A 19,645-nucleotide genomic window follows, 5' to 3' on the forward strand; every position below is an offset into this window, starting at 1 on the left:
GTGTGGCATTCGCCATGCGAGAGTAGGACACTGCCAGGCACCCAACACGAAGAACCCCGCTCACTCGAGCGGGGTTTTTTATTGCCTGAAATTCAGCCCTCACTGGAGGGCAAGCGGGCACTATGGTGCTGTTCGTCGTTCACTTGTTGCCTGCCTGTACCGGAAAAGGTTGCGGCTGCTCTGGCCGCATTGAACCCACATGTTGGCTCTCTTTGTTTTCATCATTTTTAGCGTAATAACCCAGTCGGAGCCGTTCTGTCTAAACCCGCCGCCCGCGCTGCGATTGGGGTTGTATCTGAATCATAACTCGGTAGAGTAAGGGGCATTCCGGGTTGGTCCGTGCCATGGTTTCGGTTTCTTTTTCTGGTATGGGACTCTCCGCCTGTTTTCATTCACCTTCACTCAGTGGTACCGATATGGAACAAGTAAACAAGTCAACCTTCAACGATGTGCTGGAATATGTGCGTATGTCCCGTCGTCAGAACAAGCTCAAGCGTGAAATCGCGGACAACGAGAAAAAGATCCGTGACAACCAGAAGCGGGTACTGTTGCTCGACAACCTGAGTGACTATATCAAGCCCGGCATGAGCATTGACGAGGTTCAGGCCATCATCGCCAACATGCGGACCGATTATGAAGAGCGCGTAGATGACCATATCATCAAAAATGCCGAGCTTTCCAAGGAGCGCAAGGAGCTGAGTACCAAGCTGAAGAGTATGAGCACCAGCAAATAACCCCACCCCGCTCTCGTCAACACCGGCCTCTGGCCGGTGTTTCATTTTCATGGCGCAGCTCGGATCTCTTGCCGCGTTGCAACAATCGGCTCCCATTTTCACAATCGCCCTGTTAACATCGCTGCAAAGCGGTCAATAGATTTCAAGCCCTTGACTTGAAACGACTAAGCTTGATTGAAAGACAATAAATTGCGCAACCATGGTGGGGCTGATATGGGCGCATCAAAACAGACGGATTCAAATAAAGTGGCATCTCAGGATTCATCCGTACCTAATACGGACGGGCAACAACAGCGTAAACGCCGACCCTGGTGGCGCTGGTTGTTCTGTTTTATCTTTTTGCTTTGCCTGGCTGCCGCGATCGCCCTGGTGGGTTATGAAATGAAGACCTCCCGACTGCAGTCACAGGAGATCTCCCGCTATGCGGCCACCCTGACCTATCAGATCGAACCCGGCCCCAGCAAGCAAATTGCCTTCCCCGACGACGGCCCGTTCGACAAGCGACTCGGTTATGTGCTGATGCCCATGATCCAGGAACGTCTCGTTCAGCGTGGCTACCAGGTGAGCGAACAGGTCCGTTTTTCCGATGCGCTCTACAACTACGCCAGCCACGGTTTCTTCGTGCCTTATACCGAGAAGGTCCAGGCAGGATTGACACTCTATGACTGCCGTGCCGAGCCTTTCTACCAGTACAAGTATCCGACTCATTACTATCCGGATTTCAATGCCATACCGCCCCTGGTCATCCAGTCTCTGCTGTTTATCGAGAACCGTGAGCTCCTGAGCAACAAGGAACCGCTGGCCAACCCGGCCGTAGACTGGCCGCGCTTTGCCAAGGCGGCGCTGTCTCAGGTGGGCAAGGCGCTGGATATGCAGGATCAATCTGCTGGCGGCAGTACCCTGGCGACCCAGGTGGAGAAGTATCGTCATTCTCCCGATGGACTGACCGTTTCGCCGACCGAGAAGATCCGCCAGATGGTCTCGGCCAGCGTTCGTGCCTATCGGCTGGGGCCCGAGACCCTGGAGGCCCGCAAGCTGGTTGCCTGGGCCTACCTCAACTCGGTCCCGCTCTCTGCGGCGCCCGGTTATGGCGAGGTGCACGGTCTCGGTGATGGCCTCTGGGTCTGGTTTGGCGCCAATGTCGATGAGGTGAATCGACTGCTGGATCCCGCTCGCAACCAGGATTCTACCCTGGCCGAGCAGGGCCTTGCCTTGCGCCAGGTTGTCTCCCTGATGATCGCCCACCGCCGTCCTTCCTATTACCTGGCGCAGGGTAGAGAAGCACTGTCTACCCTGACAGACAGCTATCTGCGACTCTTCGTGCAGGAGGGAATGATCACGCCCCCCCTGATGGAGTCGGCTCTCAAGGCCAAGCTGGTCTTCCGCGATTTCCTGCAGGCACCTGCCATCACTCGAGTCAACAACAACAAGGGGCTGCAGGTGGCTCGCACTCGTCTCAGTCGTCAGCTCGGGGTGCAGCTTTATGATCTGGACCGCATGGATCTGACGGCCAACACCACCCTCAATATGCCGCTGCAGAACGAGGTGTCACGGTATCTGCAGCAACTGGCAGACCCTGCATTCGCAGCCCAGGTGGGCCTGTTTGGTGAGCGCCTGCTCTCGCCGGAGAAGACGGGTGATGTGAAGTACAGCTTTACCCTGTTCGAGAAGACGCCGGAAGGGGTCAAGGTGAGGGTGCAGACCGACAACACGGACCAGCCGTTCGACATCAATGAGGGCAGCAAGCTTGAACTGGGATCCACCGCCAAGTTGCGGGTGCTGACGACCTATCTCGAGATTGTCACCGAGTTGCATGACAGCTACGGCAATATGCCGGTGGAGAGCCTGCGAAAGATCGAAGTGTCCGATCAGGACAACATCAGCCGCTGGGCCATCGCCTATCTGATGAGCGCCAAGGACAGAAGCCTGCCGGTGATGCTGGAGGCCGCACTGGACCGCAAGTATTCCGCAAGTCCCTATGAAGGCTTCTTTACCGGCGGTGGCATGCACACCTTCAACAACTTCCGCAAGGAAGACAACGGTCGCATCCCGCCCATTCGCGATGCGCTGCGGGAATCCATCAACCTGCCCTTCGTGCGCTTGATGCGGGACATCGTCCGCTACAGCCTCTACAAGGAGGGAAATCGTGCCCAGTTGTTGAAAGATGACAGGGATCCTCGCCGTACCGAGTATCTCGCCAAGTTTGCCGACAAGGAGGGGCAGACCTATCTGCTGAGGTTCTGGCGCAAATATCGCGGCAAGAGTGCAGAAGAGCAGCTCGATACCTTCCTCGATGGTCTCAAACCCAGCGCGGTGCGTCTCGCCGCGGTGCATCGCTATCTGATGCCGGAAGCCTCCCAGGCCGACTTTGCCGCTTTCCTGGCCAAGCGCCTGCCGCGGGAGAAATTGACCGAGAAGCGCATAGAGCAGCTCTATACCAATTACGGCCCCGGTAAATATTCTCTGCCGGATCAAGGTTATATCGCACGGGTGCATCCACTTGAGCTGTGGTTGCTTGCCTATCTCAAGGAGTTTGACAAGGCCACCTTTACCGATGCGGTAACCGCCAGCCGTGACGAGCGTCAGGAGGTCTACAGCTGGCTGTTCAAGACCCGTCATCGCAGTGCCCGGGATAGCCGGATCCGCACCATGCTGGAGGTTGAGGCCTTCCTCGACATCCATCAGCGCTGGGCTCGCCTGGGCTACCCGTTCGATCACCTGGTTCCGTCCCTGGCGACCGCACTGGGCAGCTCGGGCGATCGTCCTGCAGCGTTGGCCGAGCTGATGGGGATCATCCAGAACGGCGGCATTCGTGCACCGACCTTGCGCATCGAGCACCTCTCCTTTGCCAAGGGGACCCCCTTCGCCACCGTCTTTGAGCCGGCGAACACCCAGGGGGAGCGGGTGATGCCTGCCGAGGTGGCCAACGCCTTGCGCAATGCACTTTCCAAGGTGGTGGAAGGGGGGACGGCGCGGCGCATCGCCGGGGCCTTCGCCTTGCAGGATGGTACTGTCCTGGCCCTGGGGGGCAAGACGGGGACCGGGGACAACCGGATCGAGACGGTCGGTCGCTACGGCAATGTGACCAGTTCACTGGCTCGCAACCGGACTGCGACTTTCGTCTTCTACATCGGGGATGATCACTTCGGCACGCTGACGGCCTATGTACCCGGCAGCCAGTCCGACAAGTTCCGCTTCACGTCGGCGCTGCCTGTACAGGTGCTCAAGGGGATGGCCCCCCTGCTGGTCCCCTATCTGCAACCCGCTACTCACACCCAGTGCATGGCGGGCAGTTGAGCGGAAATCGCATGAAAAAACGGGGCCATTTCGGCCCCGTTTGATTGTGTACTGCACGCCGCCCTGAGGCGGACGTGAGTCATCACTTACAACAGATCTTCAATTTCACCGCGCAGGTACTGGTACATCTCGCGATAGGCTACCGGCGGCTTGTTCAGCTCCCGCTCCTTGTTGGCGGTGCGGATCAGCTGACGCAGCTTCTGGCGATCCAACTCGTGGAACTGGGACATCAGCTCGTTGAGGGCGCTGTCGCCTTCGGTGATCAGCCGCTCGCGCCACTGTTCGAGGCGGTGCAGGCGGGCGTTCACGGTGGAGTGACGCATCTTGATGATGGAGAGGGCCTCTTCGATGGGGGCCACATCGCGGCTACGCATCAGACGGCCGATGAACTGGAGATGGCGACGGAAGGACTCATCCTTCTTCGGCTTGAGCTTGCGACCCAGCTCGACCGCTTCGGCGAGCTCTTCATCCAGGGGGATCTTCTCCAGCTCGCTGTGACTCAGGGAGACGATCTCTTCCCCCATCTTCTGCAAGGCCTCGGCATCACGCTTGAGCTGGCTCTTGCTGGGGCCCCAGTCTTCCCACTCGTTGTCGTCTTGATATTGACTCATCGGTCTCTGTATTCCTGTCATTCACGTTTGGCGGATATGTTACCAGCTTCTCCCGCTGGGCGCAGGGGTCTGATATGCTTAGCCCCTTTCCTTCCCTTCATACAGATGTGAGTTATGGACCAGCAAGATCAAATCCGCCAGGATCAATCCCATCTCGAGGCCGTGGTCGCCGAGGCCCTTGAGATAGCGAAAGGGCTGGGCGCCGGGCTTGCCGAAGTCTCCATCAGCAAACAGACCGGCCTCTCGGTGAACACCCGGGGCTGCGAGCTGGAAAGCATCGAATTCAACAAGGATGGCGCACTCGGCATCGCCGTCTATCGCGACGGTTGCAAGGGTTCCTCCTCCACCACGGATCTGACCAAGCCGGCCATTCGCGCCGCTGTGGAAGCGGCCATGGAGATCGCCCGCCATACCTCTCCCGATGACTGCGCCGGTCTTGCGGATGCGGACCTGCTGGCCTGGGATGCCCCGGACCTGCAACTGTGCCACCAAATCGAGCTGGATCCCCAGCGTGGCATCGCGCTGGCCATCGAGTGCGAGCGGCTGGCCTTGGGACGGGATGCCCGCATCAAGCACTCTGACGGAGCCAGTTTCTCCAGCCACCTGGGCGTCAAGGTCTATGGCAACAGCCACGGCTTCGTCAAAGGCTATGCTGCATCGCGCAACTCCCTGAGCTGCGTACTGATCGGCGAGCAGGATGGCGACATGCAGCGCGACTACGGCTACTCCTCCAGCCGCTCCCTGGACGGGCTGTGGAGCCCCCAGCGCATCGCTGACGAGGCGGTGGAGCGCACTGTTTCCCGCCTGGGGGCTCGCAAGATCAGCACCCGCCATGCCCCTGTGCTGTTCCACCCCGATACCGCTGCCGGTCTGTGGGGCCATCTGGTGATGGCAATCAGCGGGGGCAACCTCTATCGCAAGTCGAGCTTCCTGCTGGACAAACTGGGCAAGCAGATCCTGCCCGAGTGGCTCACCATCCAGGAGTTCCCTCACTTGCCGGGAGGACTTGCCAGCACCCCGTTCGACGGGGAAGGGGTTCGCACCCGCGACATGGACATCATCCGCAACGGCGAGCTGATGAGCTGGCTGCTCACCTCCTACTCCGCCCGCAAACTGGGCCTGACCACCACGGGCCACGCCGGGGGCATCCATAACTGGCAGGTCTCCAATACCGGCCAGGACTTCCAGGGCATGCTCAAGGAGATGGGTACCGGGCTGCTGGTGACCGAGCTGATGGGGCAGGGGGTCAACATCGTCAATGGTGATTACTCCCGCGGCGCAGCCGGTTTCTGGGTTGAAAATGGCGAGATCCTCTATCCTGTGGAGGAGATCACCATTGCAGGCAATCTAGCCGACATGTTCAGCCATATCGTGGCGGTGGGCAGTGATGAGGATGAGCGTTCCAGCCTCAAGACCGGCTCCGTACTGGTCGAGCAGATGAAACTGGCGGGGCACTGATCCCCTCTACACGGCCATGAAAAAGGCCCCCTCGCTTTGCGAGGGGGCCTTTTTATCGTCGGCTCATGGTGAAGCCAGCTTATTCCTTGATGCGCTCGATGCGACCACCCAGGCCTTGCAGCTTGTGCTCGATGTCTTCGTAGCCACGGTCGATGTGATAGATGCGATCGACGATGGTGGCCCCTTCGGCCACGAAGCCGGCCAGCACCAGGCTGGCGGAGGCGCGCAGATCGGTCGCCATCACCTGGGCACCCTTGAGCTGCTGGGTGTCGCGGCAGATGGCCACATTGCCCTGCAGTTCGATGTCGGCACCCATCCGAACCAGCTCGGGCACGTGCATGAAGCGGTTCTCGAAGATGGTCTCGGTGACCATGCCGGTACCCTGGGCGACCGCGTTCAGCACGGTGAACTGTGCCTGCATGTCGGTCGGGAACGCCGGGTAGGGGGCGGTCTTGATGGTGACAGGTTTCAGGGTGCGACCTGTCATGTCGAGGGTGATCCAGTCGTCACCCTTTTCAATCAGGGCGCCAGCCTCTTCCAGTTTGACCAGTACGGCTTCCAGCAGGCTGGGGTCGGTGTTGCGGCAGGTGATCTTGCCACCGGTCACGGCGGCGCCCACCAGGAAGGTGCCGGTCTCGATGCGATCGGGCTGCACGCTGTAGCTGCCACCGTGCAGACGTTCTACGCCGTCGATGGTCAGGGTATCGGTGCCGGCGCCCTGAATGTTAGCTCCGAGCGCGTTGAGGAAGTTGGCCAGATCGACCACCTCCGGCTCACGGGCGGCGTTTTCGATCACGGTGCGACCGTCAGCCAGGGTGGCGGCCATCATCAGGTTCTCGGTACCGGTCACGGAAACCATGTCCATCAGGATGTGGGCACCTTTCAGGCGGCCGTCGACGCGGGCTTTGATGTAGCCCTCTTCGATGACGATCTTCGCGCCCATCAGCTCCAGGCCGTGGACATGCAGGTTGACCGGGCGGGCACCGATGGCACAGCCGCCGGGCAGGGAGACGTCTGCTGCACCGAAGCGGGCTGCCAGCGGGCCCAGGGCCAGGATGGAGGCTCGCATGGTCTTCACCAGCTCGTAGGGGGCGACATGATTGTTTACCGCACCGGTCAGCACGGTCACATTGCCGTTGACCTTGGTGGTGGCGCCCAGCATCTCCAGCAGCTTGAGGGTGGTACCCACGTCTTTCAGGCGCGGTACGTTGGAGAGTTGAACCTCTTCGTCACACAGCAGGGTGGCAAACAGGATGGGCAGGGCGGCATTCTTGGCGCCGGAGATGGTCACTTCACCGGAGAGGGTGCAGGGGCCGGTGATCTTGAATTTGTCCATGGTTTACTTCTTTACCAAATCAGGAGGGCAGCTGGAATTTACGCTCGCGTTTCCACTCGGCGTCGGTATAGGCCTTGATGGAGAGAGCGTGGATCTCGTTGGTGGCGATCTTGTCCATCAGCGGGGCATAGATGGCCTGTTGTTTCTTGACCCGGCTCATGCCGTCAAACATGTCGCCGACGGCGATCACCTGGTAGTGACTGCCGTCCCCTTTGACATGGACTTCGGACAATGGCAAAGCCTCGAGGAGTATCGCTTCAATTTCAGAGACTTGCATTATGAGTCCTCAGTTGTGAGCGGGGTTGAATGAAAGAGGCTGGCCACCCCGTAGAGGTTGGCCAGCGTATAGAAATCGTTGGAGGCACCCACCAGTGTCGGAGTGGCACCCCGTGCCAGTGCCGCCTTGGCCCACTTGACCAGCAGGGCAAGGCCGGCGGAATCCAGGGTAGTGACGGCACCTAGTTCGAGCCGGTCGTCCTGCCACCAGTCGGCGCGGCGTTGCCACAGATCGTTGACCTGCGGGGCCTGCAAGTCACCGCTCAGGATCATGACTTGATCACCAGCGGCTTGGCGTTGTGTTCACGCAGCTGGGCGATCACCGCATCGATGCCGTTCTGGCGAATGAGGCCGCCCAGCTCGTTCTGCTTGGCGGAGAGCAGGCTGATCCCTTCGGCAACCATGTCGAAGGCTTTCCACTCGCCGGTCTTGTTGTTCTTGCGCAGCTTGAACTCGAGGAAGATGTCCGGCTTGCCGGCCTCTTTCACGCTGACGTTGACGGCGGTGATGTTGCTCTCGGCGGCTTTGCCGGGCTGGACCTTGACGGTCTGCTTGTCAAAGTGTGCCAGTGCGTCCGCGTAGGAGCTCACCATGTACTCGGTGAAGACGTCCACAAAGGCGTCACGCTGGGCAGGGGTCGTCTGTTTGATCTGGTTGCCGAGTACCTTGTAGGCGGCGAAGCGGTTGTCCACGTAGGGCAGCAGCTCCTCGCGGATGATGACGCGCAGGTGATCGGGGTTGCTCTTCACCTGGGCCTGATCGGCTTTCAGGCGGGCAAAGGTCTGCTGAGCGGCCTGATCCACGAGGGCATAGGGGTCCGAAGTATTGACATCCGCACGGGCGACGAGGGAGAACAGCATGCTGGTCATCAGACCCAGCATCAGGGCGATCTTCTTGAACATGGTTACTCCTTGGTTGCGGGTGTGTTGGCCGGAGAGGACTGGCTGTAGAGGAACTTGCCAATCAGATCTTCCAGCACGATGGCGGACTTGGTGTCTTCGATCATGTCGCCATCCTTGAGCATGCTGGTGCCCATCTCCTCATCGCTGAACCCCGGTGCCAGACCGATGTACTGCTCACCGAGCAGGCCAGAAGTCAGGATGGAGAGGGTGCTGGTCTCGGAGAACTCGCCGGCACTCTTCTGCATCTGCAGGGAAACGATGGGGACCTGGCTCTTGGGATCCAGGGTGATGTCGCTGACACGACCGACGACGACGCCGCCGACCTTGACCGGCGAGCGTACTTTCAGGCCGCCGATATTATCGAAATGGGCGCGCAGGGTATAGGTTTCTCCTTCCGGTTTGAAACTCAATCCCGCCACTTGCAGTGCCAATGCCAGAATGGCCGCGATGCCAGCCAGCATGAAGGCGCCAACCAGAAATTCTACTTTGCTGAACTTCATCTTTCCCTTATCCAAACATGACTGCGGTGAGTATAAAATCCAGACCGAGCACGGCCAGGGATGAGTGAACCACGGTACGGGTGGTCGCCTGACTGATCCCGGCCGAGGTCGGTTTGGCATCATAGCCGTTGAAGAGCGCTATCCAGGTCACCACCAGGGCGAAGATCAGGCTCTTGATGGCGCCCTGCATGATGTCGTCCTGCCAGTCGACGGAGGCCTGCATGGCGGACCAGAAACTGCCTTCGTCCACCCCCAGCCAGTCGACACCAACCAGCTTGCCGCCAAAGATGCCGATCAGGCTGAACATGAAGGCCAGCAGCGGCATGCTGATGACTCCGGCCCAGAAGCGGGGCGCCACGACCCGACGCAGCGGATCGACCGCCATCATCTCCAGGCTGGAGAGCTGCTCGGTGGCCTTCATCAGGCCGATCTCGGCGGTGAGGGCGGAGCCCGCACGACCGGCGAACAGCAGGGCTGTGACCACAGGGCCCAGCTCACGGAGCAGGGAGAGGGAAACCAGAGGCCCCAGGCTCTGCTCTGCGCCGAAATCCTTCAATACGTTGTAACCCTGCAGGGAGAGCACCATGCCGATGAAGAGGCCGGACACCAGTATGATGGCGACGGATTGCACTCCCACCACATACAGTTGCTGCACCAGCAGCGGGAAGTGCTTGCGTGGCTGGGGCCGTCCTGCCAGTGCATGAAACAGCATGATGGTTGCCCGGCCGACGGCGTTGATGAAACGCACACCGCTGCGGCCCAGCTTGCTTATCTGACTTGTCAACATCACAGATCCTGTAGCAGGTCACCTGCCGGAAAATGAAACGGAACAGGACCGTCGGGCAATCCCTTGAGGAACTGCTCGACTTCGGGATTGTGCTCCTCGCGCAGCTGCTCCGGTGTGCCGTGTGCCACTACCTTGCGGTTGGCGATGATGTAGGCGTAGTCGGCGATGCTCAGCACCTCTTTCACGTCGTGGGTGACGATGACGGAGGTGATGCCGAGGGCATCGTTGAGCTCCTTGATGAGCTTCACCAGCACCGCCATGGTGATGGGGTCCTGCCCCACGAAGGGCTCGTCATACATGATGAGATCCGGATCCAGCGCGATGGATCTCGCCAGGGCCGCGCGACGCGCCATGCCACCGGAGAGCTCGGACGGCATCAGCTTGGCCGCCCCGCGCAGACCGACAGCCTGCAGTTTCATCATGACGATGGTGCGGATCAGCTCTTCCGGCAGGCCGGAGTGCTCCCGCAGCGGGAAGGCCACGTTGTCGAAGACGGTCATGCCGGTGAACAATGCGCCACTCTGGAACAGCATGCTCATCCGTTTCCGCACTTCATACAGGCGTGAACGGGAGAGCGTGGGAACGTCTTCCCCGTCAAACAGGATGTGACCGGACTCAGGCTTGAGCTGGCCCCCGATCAGGCGCAGCAAGGTGGTCTTGCCGATCCCGCTCGGACCCATGACGGCGGTGACCTTGCCACGGGGAATGGTCAGGTTGATCCTGTCGTACAGCAGCCGATCCCCGTGACTGAAGGTCAGGTCGGAGATGGTGATCAGGTCATCGTTCAAACAATTGTCCATCCGGTATAAATGAAGAGCGAATTTTATGGGCTAGTCTAGGTCTAAGCAACAGCGAGGAACAACTATTGAGCGGGTTTCCCCCCCAAGTACGCGACAGTTTTATGTAACAACCTGCGTCAATGACCGCCCATTCCGCATCCGATTCGCTTATCTCGGCAGACTTTTTTATAATCCCGCAGCAAATTTCGGCCCGGAGCTGTGCCTTTATGTCTGTAAAGCCTGAAAAAGTGTCTGAATTGTTCGATTTCCGTCGCAGCGCCCGAGCGGTGCTGGACATAGAAAAACAAGCCATTGATGGACTCTACCAGTACCTTGACGAGGCGTTCGAGCGCGCCTGCGAGATGGTGCTGCGCTGTGGCGGCAAGATAGTGGTGACCGGCATGGGCAAGTCGGGTCATATCGGCAACAAGATTGCCGCGACCCTGGCCAGCACGGGAACGCCCGCCTTCTTCCTGCACCCGGGCGAGGCGAGCCACGGGGATCTCGGCATGATCTCAGCCGGGGATCTCATCATCGCCATTTCCAACTCTGGCGAGAGCGACGAGATCCTGGCCCTGCTGCCGGTGCTCAAGCGCCGCGGCATTCCACTCATCTGCATGACAGGCAATCCGGCTTCCACCATGGCGAAAGAGGCCAACGTGCACCTGTGCATCAAGGTGGAGAAAGAGGCCTGCCCCCTCGGTCTGGCCCCGACATCCAGCACTACCGCCACCCTGGTGATGGGGGACGCGCTGGCCGTGGCCCTGCTGGAGGCCCGTGGCTTCACCGCCGATGACTTTGCGCTGTCGCATCCGGGCGGGTCCCTCGGCAAGCGGTTGCTGTTGCGAGTGGGCGATCTGATGCACAGCGGCGAGCTGTTGCCCAAGGTGGGGATAGATGCCACCATCAGCCAGGCGCTGCTGGAAGTGAGCCGCAAGGGGCTCGGCATGACGGCGGTGGTGGACGATCTAGGGCTGCTTGCCGGTCTGTTCACCGATGGTGACCTGCGCCGCATTCTGGACCTGCAGGTGGACATCCATCACACCCCCATCAGCCGCGTCATGACGGTGAACTGTGTTACCGTAGGGCCTGAGATGATGGCGGCAGAGGCCGTCAAACTGATGGAAACCAGGAAAATCAACGGGTTGTTGGTTGTGGATGGGGAGAGACACCCGCTGGGTGCCTTCAACATGCATGACCTGCTGAAAGCCGGAGTAATTTGATGCAAGACGTACCGACCCTCTATGGTCCGGTGACGCGCAGCCAGTACGAGAAGGCGGCGCAGATCCGCCTGCTGGTGTGCGATGTGGATGGGGTGCTCTCCAACGGCTTCATCTATATGGGCAATAACGGCGAAGAGCTGAAGACTTTCTGCACCCGTGACGGTGCCGGCATGCGTGCCCTGCTCAATGCAGGCATCGAGATTGCCATCATCACGGGGCGAAACTCCCGCATCGTCAGCGATCGCATGAAGAGTCTGGGAGTCCAGCACCTGGTGCAGGGTGCAGACAAAAAGCTGCCCCACTTCGAGGCCTTGTTGACCAAGCTCGGGCTGGATGCATCGCAAGCCGCCTATATGGGAGATGACACCATCGATCTGCCGGTGATGCAGGCTTGCGGCCTGGGTATCGCCGTTGCCGACGCCCATCCGCTTGTGCTGGCGAAGGCGGATCTGGTGACGCGGCTTGGCGGTGGCGTCGGGGCCGTGCGCGAGGTGTGCGACCTGATCTTGCAGGCCCAGGGATTGGCTGACTATCAACCCGAGGCGTCGCGATGAACAAACAGACTGTGCTGTTCGGCCTGCTGTTTCTGGCTGCGCTGGCGGCTTGGCAGCTGGGGGAGATCGAGCTGGTCCCCGAGCCGACCACCAAGACGGAAAATTTTCAACCGGACTTCACTGCCAGAGAGTTGGTGACGACCCGCTTCAACGAGCAGGGCAAGCGCACCGAGCGGCTGGAATCCGAATATGCGGAGTACTACCAGGTGCTCGAGCAGGCCACTTTCACCAAGCCGGTGGTCTACATGTTCGATGACAAGGGCGCGGCCGAATGGAAGCTGACGGCCGAGACCGGGGTGCTCAACACCGATGACAATGTGATCCTCCGTGACAAGGTGCATCTGGACGGTCTGCTGCCCGCCTCTTTCATCTCCACGCTGGATACCTCCTATCTGGAGCTGGATCTGGTGACGCAGGGGATGAGAAGCAACCAGCACATCAGCATTGTGGGCCAGGAGTTCCAGACCGAGGGTGTTGGCCTCAAGGGTCACCTGGAACGTAAATATTTCGAGTTACTGGATAAAGGCCATGCCACTTATTTCAATGAAAAACGTTAATCTGGCCCTCACGGCCCTGTTGCTGTGCGGTTCCCTGAATGCCAAAGAGTCCGATTTTGCCGAGAAGGTCTATGTGGATGCTGTCAAGCAGGTGGCCGAGATGCAGGACAACCGCATCACCTTCAGCGAGGATGTCATCATCACCCAGGGCACCATCAAGATTAAGGCCGACAAGGTGGTGGTGATCCGCTCCGGCGACAAGGGCGCCGAGGTCATGACCGCGTATGGCAACCCAGCCACTTTCTTCCAGGTGCTGGACAACGGCAAACCGGTCAATGCCCATGGCAACAGCATCCGCTACGAGCTTAAGAACCGGCTGGTGACCATCACCGGCAATGGCCAGCTCAAGCAGGAAGACAGCCAGGTGACCGGCGATCTCATTCGCTACGACATCGTCAAGCAGAAGATGATTGCCGAGAGCAAGGGGCCCACCCAGCGCGTCAAGACGGTGTTCCTGCCGGATCAGGTGGAGAACTTCGACAAACCCGCCGATCAGAAGAAGTAGGAAACAACAGCCATGGCAGTGTTAAAAGCAACGGGTCTGCAAAAGAGCTACAAGCGCCGCATGGTGGTCAGCGATGTGAGCCTCGAGGTGGGAACGGGCCAGATCGTGGGTCTGCTGGGTCCGAACGGCGCGGGCAAGACGACCTCCTTCTACATGATCGTGGGCCTGGTGCAGCGGGATGCCGGCCTCATCACCATCGACGAGCAGGACATCAGCCTGCAGCCCATGCATATCCGTGCCCGCAATGGCATCGGCTATCTGCCCCAGGAGGCCTCCATCTTCCGGCGCCTGTCGGTGTTCGACAACTTGATGGGGGTCATGCAGACCCGCAAGGGGTTGAGCCGCGAAGAGCGGGAGGATAAGGTCGAACAGTTGCTGGAAGAGTTCAATATCACCCATATCCGCGACAGCCTGGGCCAGAGCCTCTCGGGTGGGGAGCGGCGCCGGGTGGAAATCGCCCGGGCGCTGGCGGCAGAGCCGAGATTCATTCTGCTCGATGAGCCTTTCGCAGGTGTTGATCCTATTTCAGTCATCGATATCAAAAAGATCATCCAGCATCTGAAAGAACGCGGGTTGGGTGTGCTGATAACGGACCACAACGTCAGAGAGACGCTGGATGTGTGCGAGAAGGCCTACATCGTCAGCCACGGCAAGATGATTGCCGAGGGCGCGCCGGCCGATATCCTCGCCGATGAGCAGGTCAAGCGCGTCTATTTGGGCGATCAATTCAGTCTATAGTAAGGGGGCACCCCTCATTTTTGTTAGGTGACTGCCTCGCTGAACATAAGGATATCCCGACGTAGATGAAGCCGACATTACAGTTGCGTCTCGGTCAGTCCCTGACCATGACGCCACAATTACAACAAGCGATTCGTCTGCTCCAGCTCTCCACCCTGGAACTCCAGCAGGAAATTCAGCAAGCGCTCGACAACAACCCCTTGCTGGAGCAAGAGGAGAACGAGGCGCAGGAAACCAGTCAGACAGAGACACAGGACGCCAGTCAACTCGACTCCAGCGATGCCATGGCCCAGGAGAGCATGCCGGATGAACTGCCGGTGGACACCACCTGGGACGAGGTCTACTCGGCCGGTACGGCCCAGAGTGCAGGCCCCATCCATGACGGGGAAGACAGCGTCTATCAGGGGGAGACCACCGAGAACCTGCAGGACTACCTGCTGTGGCAGATGCGACTCACCCCGTTCAGTGATGTGGATGCCGCCATCGCCCTTGCCATTATCGATGCCATCGACGAATCCGGGTATCTGACTGCCACCCTCGAGGATATTCAGGCTGCAGTCAGCAGCGAGGAGGTAGAAGTCGAACTGGATGAGATCGAAGCCGTGCTCAAGCGGGTGCAGCATTTCGATCCGGTCGGCATCGCCGCCCGTTCGGTGCAAGAGTGTCTGCTGATCCAGCTCGGCCAGTATTCGCCGGACCTGCCCTGGCTCGACGAAGCCAGAGAGGTGATCCGCGAACACATGGACCTGCTCGGCAATCGCGACTACCGCACCCTGGCTCGCAAGACCCGCCTCAAGGAGAGCGATCTCAAGGAGGTGCTGGATCTCATCCAGCAACTGGAGCCCAGACCCGGCAACGGCATCATCCAGAGTGAATCCCAGTACGTGATCCCGGATGTGTCCGTGGTCAAGAAGGGCAGCAAGTGGGTGGTTGAACTCAATCCGGATTCTGCTCCGCGCATCCGTGTCAACGAGGCCTATGCGGCCATGGCGCGCAATGCCCGCAGCAGCACGGATACCCAGTTCATCCGTTCTCATTTGCAGGAGGCCAAGTGGTTCATCAAGAGCCTGGAGAGTCGTAACGACACCCTGCTCAAGGTGGCCAGCTGCATCGTCGAGCAGCAGCAGGGCTTTTTCGAGTACGGCGAAGAGGCCATGAAACCCATGGTACTCAACGACATCGCGGAAGCTGTGGAGATGCATGAGTCGACCATTTCACGGGTCACGACCCAGAAGTACATGCATACGCCCCGCGGCATTTTTGAACTGAAGTTTTTTTTCTCCAGTCACGTCAATACGGAGGGAGGAGGAGAGTGCTCATCGACCGCTATTCGCGCCCTGATCAAGAAGCTGGTGACGGCGGAAAACCCCGCCAAGCCGCTTAGTGATAGCAAGATCGCGGATTTGCTGGCCGAACAGGGTATTATGGTGGCGAGACGCACGATCGCAAAGTACCGTGAATCCTTGTTGATCCCGCCATCCAATCAGCGCAAACGCCTGGTTTAGGCAAACAAAAGGAAGACGTTATGCAAATTAACCTGACCGGACACCATGTCGAGATTACCGAAGCTCTGCGTGATTATGTGAACAACAAATTTGCCAAACTCGAGCGTCACTTTGACCATATCAACAACGTACACGTGGTGTTGAGCGTCGAAAAACTGAACCAGATCGCCGAAGCCAAGCTGCATGTCAGCGGGGGAGAGGTGTTCGCCAATTCGCAGCATGCCGACATGTATGCGGCGATTGATACCCTGCTGGATAAACTGGATCGGCAGATCATCAAGCACAAAGATAAGTTAAATCAAAAATAACTATGCAACTTGAACACATACTGAGTCGGGACTGCACCAAGAGTGCGGTCCCTTGTACCAGCAAGAAACGCGCGCTCGAGATCATCAGTGAACTGGCCGCAGAGCGCCTCGGCGCTTCCCGCCAGGTCCTGTTTGAAAGCCTGCTGGCGCGAGAAAAGATGGGTAGTACCGGGATCGGAGCCGGTATCGCCATCCCCCACGGCCGGATTGACGACGCCTTCGCGCCGACCGCCGTGTTGATGACCTTCTCCGAGCCCATCCCTTTCGATTCTATCGACAATCAACCGGTTGACCTGCTCTTTGCATTGCTGGTGCCGGAAAGCGAGTGCAAGCAGCACCTCAAGACTCTTTCCCTGATGGCATCCAAACTGGGTGACAAGGCCGTCTGCCGCCAGCTGCGCCAGGCGACCAGCGACGAAGAACTCTATCAGATCATGACGTCGGCCTGAGGCCGGGTCTGACACAGCCACGTTGGCGTGAGGGGACAAGATGCAGTTAATTGTAGTAAGCGGTCGTTCGGGCTCCGGCAAGACGGTGGCCCTGAGGGTGCTCGAGGATCTCGGGTACTACTGCGTGGACAACCTGCCGGTCAACCTGCTGCCCCAGTTGATCGTGTCGGTGGAGAGTCAGTATGACAAGCTGGCGGTCAGCATCGACGTGCGCAACCTGCCTGCCCAGGCAGACAGGCTGGAGAACCTGCTGAGCCAGGTGCGCAACGAGGGGCGAGTCAAGTTTTCGAGCTTCTTCTTCGATGCGGACAACGCGACCCTGCTCAAACGCTACGGTGAGAGCCGTCGTCTGCATCCTCTGTCCCGCAACAAGCTTTCGCTGGACGAGGCGATCCGGGAAGAGACCCACCTGCTGGCACCGCTCTCCTCGACCGCCGACCTGCGCATCGACACCACCAACCTCAGCATCCACGATCTCAGCGAGCTCATCAAAACCCGGGTGCTCGGCAAGAAAGAGAACGAACTGGTGCTGGTGTTCGAGTCGTTCGGTTTCAAGTACGGCATTCCCAAGGATGCGGACTTCGTGTTCGACGCCCGTTTCCTGCCCAACCCGCACTGGATCCCGGAGCTCAAGCCCTTCACCGGCAAGGATGAGCCCGTGGCCAACTACCTCTCCAGCCAGCCGGATGTCATGCTGTTCATCCAGCAGATCGAGAATATGCTGGGGACCTGGTTGCCCCACCTGGAGCGCAACAATCGCAGCTATGTGACCGTCGGGATCGGCTGTACCGGCGGACAACACCGCTCGGTGTTCATCGCCGAGCGGCTGGCCAGCGCATTCCGGTTGCTTGGCAAGAACGTGCAGATCCGCCATCGCACGTTGGACAAGCGTTCAAACCCCGCCTGACAGATCCACAGGATGCTCAGATGACCGTTTCCGCCTCGGTAGAAGTCAAAAACAAGTTAGGCATTCACGCCCGACCGGCCATGATGCTGTTCGAGCTGGTGCAGGGGTTCGATGCCCACGTGCTGCTGCGCAACGAAGAGGGAGTCGAGGCCGACGCGGACAGCGTGATCGGCCTGCTGATGTTGGACTCCGCCCAGGGCAAACAGGTGGAGGTGCAGGTGGAGGGCCCCGAAGAGGTGGAGGCCCTGGCCGCCGTGGTGGCGCTGTTCACCTCGGGCTTCAATGAGGAGTAATACGCCTCGGCGTGCTCAAGGTGCGCTGCGAGCCAGCGCCTTGAAAGCGGCAAAATCCCGACAAGCCAGCAGACTTCTGCTGGCTTTTTCGTTCATCAGTGCCAGAAACAGATCATAAAGTCCCATGGCTTCCTCATAATCCGCCTTGGCGATGGCCAGCACGAAGATGAGGGTAGCGCTCTCGCCGTTGCCCCAGTCGATCCCCTGGGGGGCCAGCACGGTATAGACCAGGGTGCGGCGCGCCAGCAGGCCGAGGGAGTGGGGCAGAGCGATGCCGTCCCCCAGCATGGTTGAGACGATCTGCTCCCGCTCCTGCAAGGATCCCCGGAATCCGCTCTCCACCAGATCCTCCGCCTCAAGCTGGCTGCAGATGCGATCAAACAGCACCCCCTGGCTGATGGGTTCATCAAGCACCATGAAGTGGTCGGCATCGAAATACTTGTCGAGCAGATAGGGACGGGTGCGATCGACGAGCACCAGCTTGCCGAGCTGCTCCAGCTGGTACTGAGTCGGGAAGGGGGAGACCTGTACCACGGGAGCATTCTTCTCGCTCACCTTGAGGGTGCTGATGACGAAATCCTGCTCGACTCGCACCAGTCCTTCATAGTCCCGCACCGACTCCAGCGTGGTCAGCTGCAGTTGGGGGTATTCCCGCCGGATGCGTGCTTCCAGCACCCGGAAGGTGGCGTTGCCCGCATCGCACAGCAGCAGCGCCTGGGGGCGCCGGGTGTAACCGATGTCGTAGTGGCGCTCCAGGCCGACCCCGATGTGTATCACCAGGTAGCCGATCTCGTGGTGGGTCAATCGGTAGGGGGTGTGCCTGATCCACTCAGAGATGGCCGCTAGTGTGATGTCGTAGGCGAGGGGGTAATACTGCTTGATGTGGTCCGCCAGGGGATTGTGGCTACCAATCTGGTATTTGACCCGCAGCAGCATGGCGCCGATGTGGGTCTGCAGGTCGGCTCGCAATTGCGGGTCGCCGCGCAGGTCATAGGGGTAGTGCTGGTGGATGTAACCCAGCAGGTGCGCCGTCAGCTGCTCGCTCTCGGCCGCCATGGCCGGGCTGAGCAGGGGCGTCTCTGCTGTGAGGCGAGCCTGGATCTGGATGGCGAGACAGGCGATCTCTTCCTGCACCGGTGAAGTCAGGGTCGGCAGCTCGGCATAGATGTCGCGGGCCACCACTGCCAGGGGCGGGGTGATGTCGTCGCTGGCAAACTGGCGCAACTCGTGGCCAGACGCCTGGCGAAGCAGGGCGACGGCACAGTAGACGGTGACTTGCTGCAGGCTCTCGTCGGCCAGGCGTAGCTGATGGCGACCGAGTTGCTCGTGAATGTGGTTGCCCACTACCTCCAGCGTCTTGCTGGGGCAGAGGGTGGGCAACAGGCTCTGGAGCGGATGCTGGTGCAGCAGCTCCTGGCAGAGCAGTTGGGTGAGGCAGGCGCGGATCGCCATCTCGCTTCCCGCAATGCGCATCCCCACTCTGGGTTTGCTGTCGATGGTGAGCCCGAAGTGGGCGAGCCGCTCCCGCACCTCCGTCATGTCCCCTTGCAAAGCCGCCCGGCTCAGATACCAGGTGTCCGCCAGCTCGTCGAGCTTGATCCCCTGTTCCGCCGTCAGCAGCAAGACCTGGAGGTGCAGCACCCGCTCGCGGCTGGTGCGAGGCAGAGGGCTCTCCTGCCCCTGGGCGGCCAGCAGCGCATCGAACAGTTCCTGATTGTAGATCTTGAGCTGGTAACCGCTGCCCCGCTGATGGATCAGGTGGGCGCCCCGGGTGGCAATGAGCTCGTTCAGGGTCGCCACGTCGGTGCGCACCGTGCGGGTGGAAACATTGAGACGGCGGGCCAGCTCCTCCTGTGGCAGAGGCTCGGCGTGAAGCAGGGCGAGCAGTTGCTGGAGTCTGGGGTGGGGCAGCTTGGTCATGAGGGG

Annotated in this window: 22 protein-coding genes; 13 read left to right on the top strand and 9 right to left on the bottom strand. The window is 59.8% G+C overall.

From position 1 onward, the window contains the following. The first annotated feature begins 416 nt into the window (after nt 1–416). Entirely contained in the window at nt 417–734 is a 318-nt protein-coding gene (tmaR, locus tag AB5Y51_RS03470; RefSeq protein ID WP_010672687.1) for a PTS system regulator TmaR, read from the top strand. Nucleotides 735–947: 213 nt separating this feature from the next. Beyond that, nucleotides 948–4,031 (top strand): transglycosylase domain-containing protein, encoded by a 3,084-nt coding sequence (locus tag AB5Y51_RS03475; protein ID WP_319905398.1) that lies wholly within the window; start codon nt 948–950, stop codon nt 4,029–4,031. Between the two features lie 86 nt (nt 4,032–4,117). On the opposite strand, the gene yjgA is transcribed toward AB5Y51_RS03475, so the two are convergent. Beyond that, a complete protein-coding gene (gene yjgA / locus AB5Y51_RS03480; RefSeq protein WP_010672689.1) occupies nt 4,118–4,642 on the bottom strand; it encodes a ribosome biogenesis factor YjgA in 525 nt (174 codons plus the stop codon). 114 nt (nt 4,643–4,756) lie between these two features. Here yjgA and pmbA point away from each other — a divergent pair, with 114 nt between their 5' ends. Continuing rightward, nucleotides 4,757–6,100: a metalloprotease PmbA gene (gene pmbA / locus AB5Y51_RS03485; protein WP_010672690.1), complete on the top strand. Its 1,344-nt coding sequence runs from the start codon at nt 4,757–4,759 to the stop codon at nt 6,098–6,100. A 79-nt stretch (nt 6,101–6,179) separates the two neighbouring features. On the opposite strand, the gene murA is transcribed toward pmbA, so the two are convergent. From murA to mlaF, 7 genes are read right to left on the bottom strand one after another with little or no spacing between them, the layout of a single operon-like run. Further along, nucleotides 6,180–7,436, bottom strand: a complete 1,257-nt coding sequence (gene murA, locus AB5Y51_RS03490) for a UDP-N-acetylglucosamine 1-carboxyvinyltransferase (RefSeq protein ID WP_041211853.1) — start codon at nt 7,434–7,436, stop codon at nt 6,180–6,182. A 19-nt stretch (nt 7,437–7,455) separates the two neighbouring features. Next, the gene (gene ibaG / locus AB5Y51_RS03495) at nt 7,456–7,713 is read right to left on the bottom strand and encodes a BolA family iron metabolism protein IbaG (RefSeq protein WP_010675882.1); all 258 of its coding nucleotides are present in this window, start codon (nt 7,711–7,713) and stop codon (nt 7,456–7,458) included. After that, nucleotides 7,713–7,985 carry a lipid asymmetry maintenance protein MlaB gene (locus tag AB5Y51_RS03500; RefSeq protein ID WP_039040469.1) on the bottom strand — a complete coding sequence of 91 codons (273 nt, stop codon included), beginning with the start codon at nt 7,983–7,985 and terminating at the stop codon, nt 7,713–7,715. The genes ibaG and AB5Y51_RS03500 overlap by 1 nt, the downstream gene beginning before the upstream one ends. After that, nucleotides 7,982–8,614: a phospholipid-binding protein MlaC gene (gene mlaC / locus AB5Y51_RS03505; RefSeq protein ID WP_039040470.1), complete on the bottom strand. Its 633-nt coding sequence runs from the start codon at nt 8,612–8,614 to the stop codon at nt 7,982–7,984. Before mlaC ends, AB5Y51_RS03500 begins: the two co-directional genes overlap by 4 nt. Before the next feature lie 2 nt (nt 8,615–8,616). Continuing rightward, nucleotides 8,617–9,114, bottom strand: coding sequence for an outer membrane lipid asymmetry maintenance protein MlaD (mlaD, locus tag AB5Y51_RS03510; protein ID WP_010675879.1), 498 nt, complete (start codon nt 9,112–9,114; stop codon nt 8,617–8,619). Between the two features lie 7 nt (nt 9,115–9,121). Beyond that, nucleotides 9,122–9,901: a lipid asymmetry maintenance ABC transporter permease subunit MlaE gene (gene mlaE / locus AB5Y51_RS03515; RefSeq protein ID WP_010675878.1), complete on the bottom strand. Its 780-nt coding sequence runs from the start codon at nt 9,899–9,901 to the stop codon at nt 9,122–9,124. Further along, a complete protein-coding gene (gene mlaF / locus AB5Y51_RS03520) occupies nt 9,901–10,701 on the bottom strand; it encodes a phospholipid ABC transporter ATP-binding protein MlaF (RefSeq protein WP_029314846.1) in 801 nt (266 codons plus the stop codon). Before mlaF ends, mlaE begins: the two co-directional genes overlap by 1 nt. A gap of 206 nt (nt 10,702–10,907) precedes the next feature. Here mlaF and AB5Y51_RS03525 point away from each other — a divergent pair, with 206 nt between their 5' ends. The 10 genes from AB5Y51_RS03525 (at nt 10,908) to npr (ending at nt 17,719) form a co-directional block, all read left to right on the top strand. After that, nucleotides 10,908–11,903, top strand: a complete 996-nt coding sequence (locus AB5Y51_RS03525) for a KpsF/GutQ family sugar-phosphate isomerase (protein WP_323917277.1) — start codon at nt 10,908–10,910, stop codon at nt 11,901–11,903. Next, on the top strand, nt 11,903–12,457 hold the full coding sequence (kdsC, locus tag AB5Y51_RS03530; RefSeq protein ID WP_042864828.1) for a 3-deoxy-manno-octulosonate-8-phosphatase KdsC: 555 nt from the start codon (nt 11,903–11,905) through the stop codon (nt 12,455–12,457). The genes AB5Y51_RS03525 and kdsC overlap by 1 nt, the downstream gene beginning before the upstream one ends. After that, nucleotides 12,454–13,014, top strand: coding sequence for an LPS export ABC transporter periplasmic protein LptC (gene lptC, locus AB5Y51_RS03535; protein ID WP_039040473.1), 561 nt, complete (start codon nt 12,454–12,456; stop codon nt 13,012–13,014). The genes kdsC and lptC overlap by 4 nt, the downstream gene beginning before the upstream one ends. Next, nucleotides 13,001–13,519 (top strand): lipopolysaccharide transport periplasmic protein LptA, encoded by a 519-nt coding sequence (gene lptA, locus AB5Y51_RS03540; protein ID WP_010675873.1) that lies wholly within the window; start codon nt 13,001–13,003, stop codon nt 13,517–13,519. Before lptC ends, lptA begins: the two co-directional genes overlap by 14 nt. Nucleotides 13,520–13,531: 12 nt before the next feature. After that, on the top strand, nt 13,532–14,257 hold the full coding sequence (gene lptB / locus AB5Y51_RS03545) for an LPS export ABC transporter ATP-binding protein (RefSeq protein ID WP_010675872.1): 726 nt from the start codon (nt 13,532–13,534) through the stop codon (nt 14,255–14,257). Between the two features lie 65 nt (nt 14,258–14,322). Next, complete coding sequence (locus AB5Y51_RS03550; RefSeq protein ID WP_039040474.1) at nt 14,323–15,762, top strand: RNA polymerase factor sigma-54; 1,440 nt, start codon at nt 14,323–14,325, stop codon at nt 15,760–15,762. A gap of 20 nt (nt 15,763–15,782) precedes the next feature. Continuing rightward, nucleotides 15,783–16,070, top strand: a complete 288-nt coding sequence (gene hpf, locus AB5Y51_RS03555; protein WP_005305957.1) for a ribosome hibernation promoting factor — start codon at nt 15,783–15,785, stop codon at nt 16,068–16,070. 2 nt (nt 16,071–16,072) lie between these two features. Beyond that, nucleotides 16,073–16,519, top strand: coding sequence for a PTS IIA-like nitrogen regulatory protein PtsN (gene ptsN / locus AB5Y51_RS03560; protein ID WP_010675870.1), 447 nt, complete (start codon nt 16,073–16,075; stop codon nt 16,517–16,519). Between the two features lie 40 nt (nt 16,520–16,559). Next, on the top strand, nt 16,560–17,426 hold the full coding sequence (gene rapZ, locus AB5Y51_RS03565) for an RNase adapter RapZ (RefSeq protein ID WP_010675869.1): 867 nt from the start codon (nt 16,560–16,562) through the stop codon (nt 17,424–17,426). Nucleotides 17,427–17,446: 20 nt separating this feature from the next. Continuing rightward, complete coding sequence (gene npr / locus AB5Y51_RS03570; RefSeq protein WP_010675868.1) at nt 17,447–17,719, top strand: PTS phosphocarrier protein NPr; 273 nt, start codon at nt 17,447–17,449, stop codon at nt 17,717–17,719. 15 nt (nt 17,720–17,734) lie between these two features. Here the strand turns inward: npr and AB5Y51_RS03575 are convergent, their stop codons facing one another. Then, a complete protein-coding gene (locus tag AB5Y51_RS03575; RefSeq protein ID WP_368178066.1) occupies nt 17,735–19,639 on the bottom strand; it encodes a transcription antiterminator in 1,905 nt (634 codons plus the stop codon). Nucleotides 19,640–19,645 lie beyond the last annotated feature (6 nt).

The organism is Aeromonas sp. R7-1 (assembly GCF_040908115.1).
Classification (GTDB): Bacteria; Pseudomonadota; Gammaproteobacteria; order Enterobacterales; family Aeromonadaceae; genus Aeromonas; species Aeromonas caviae.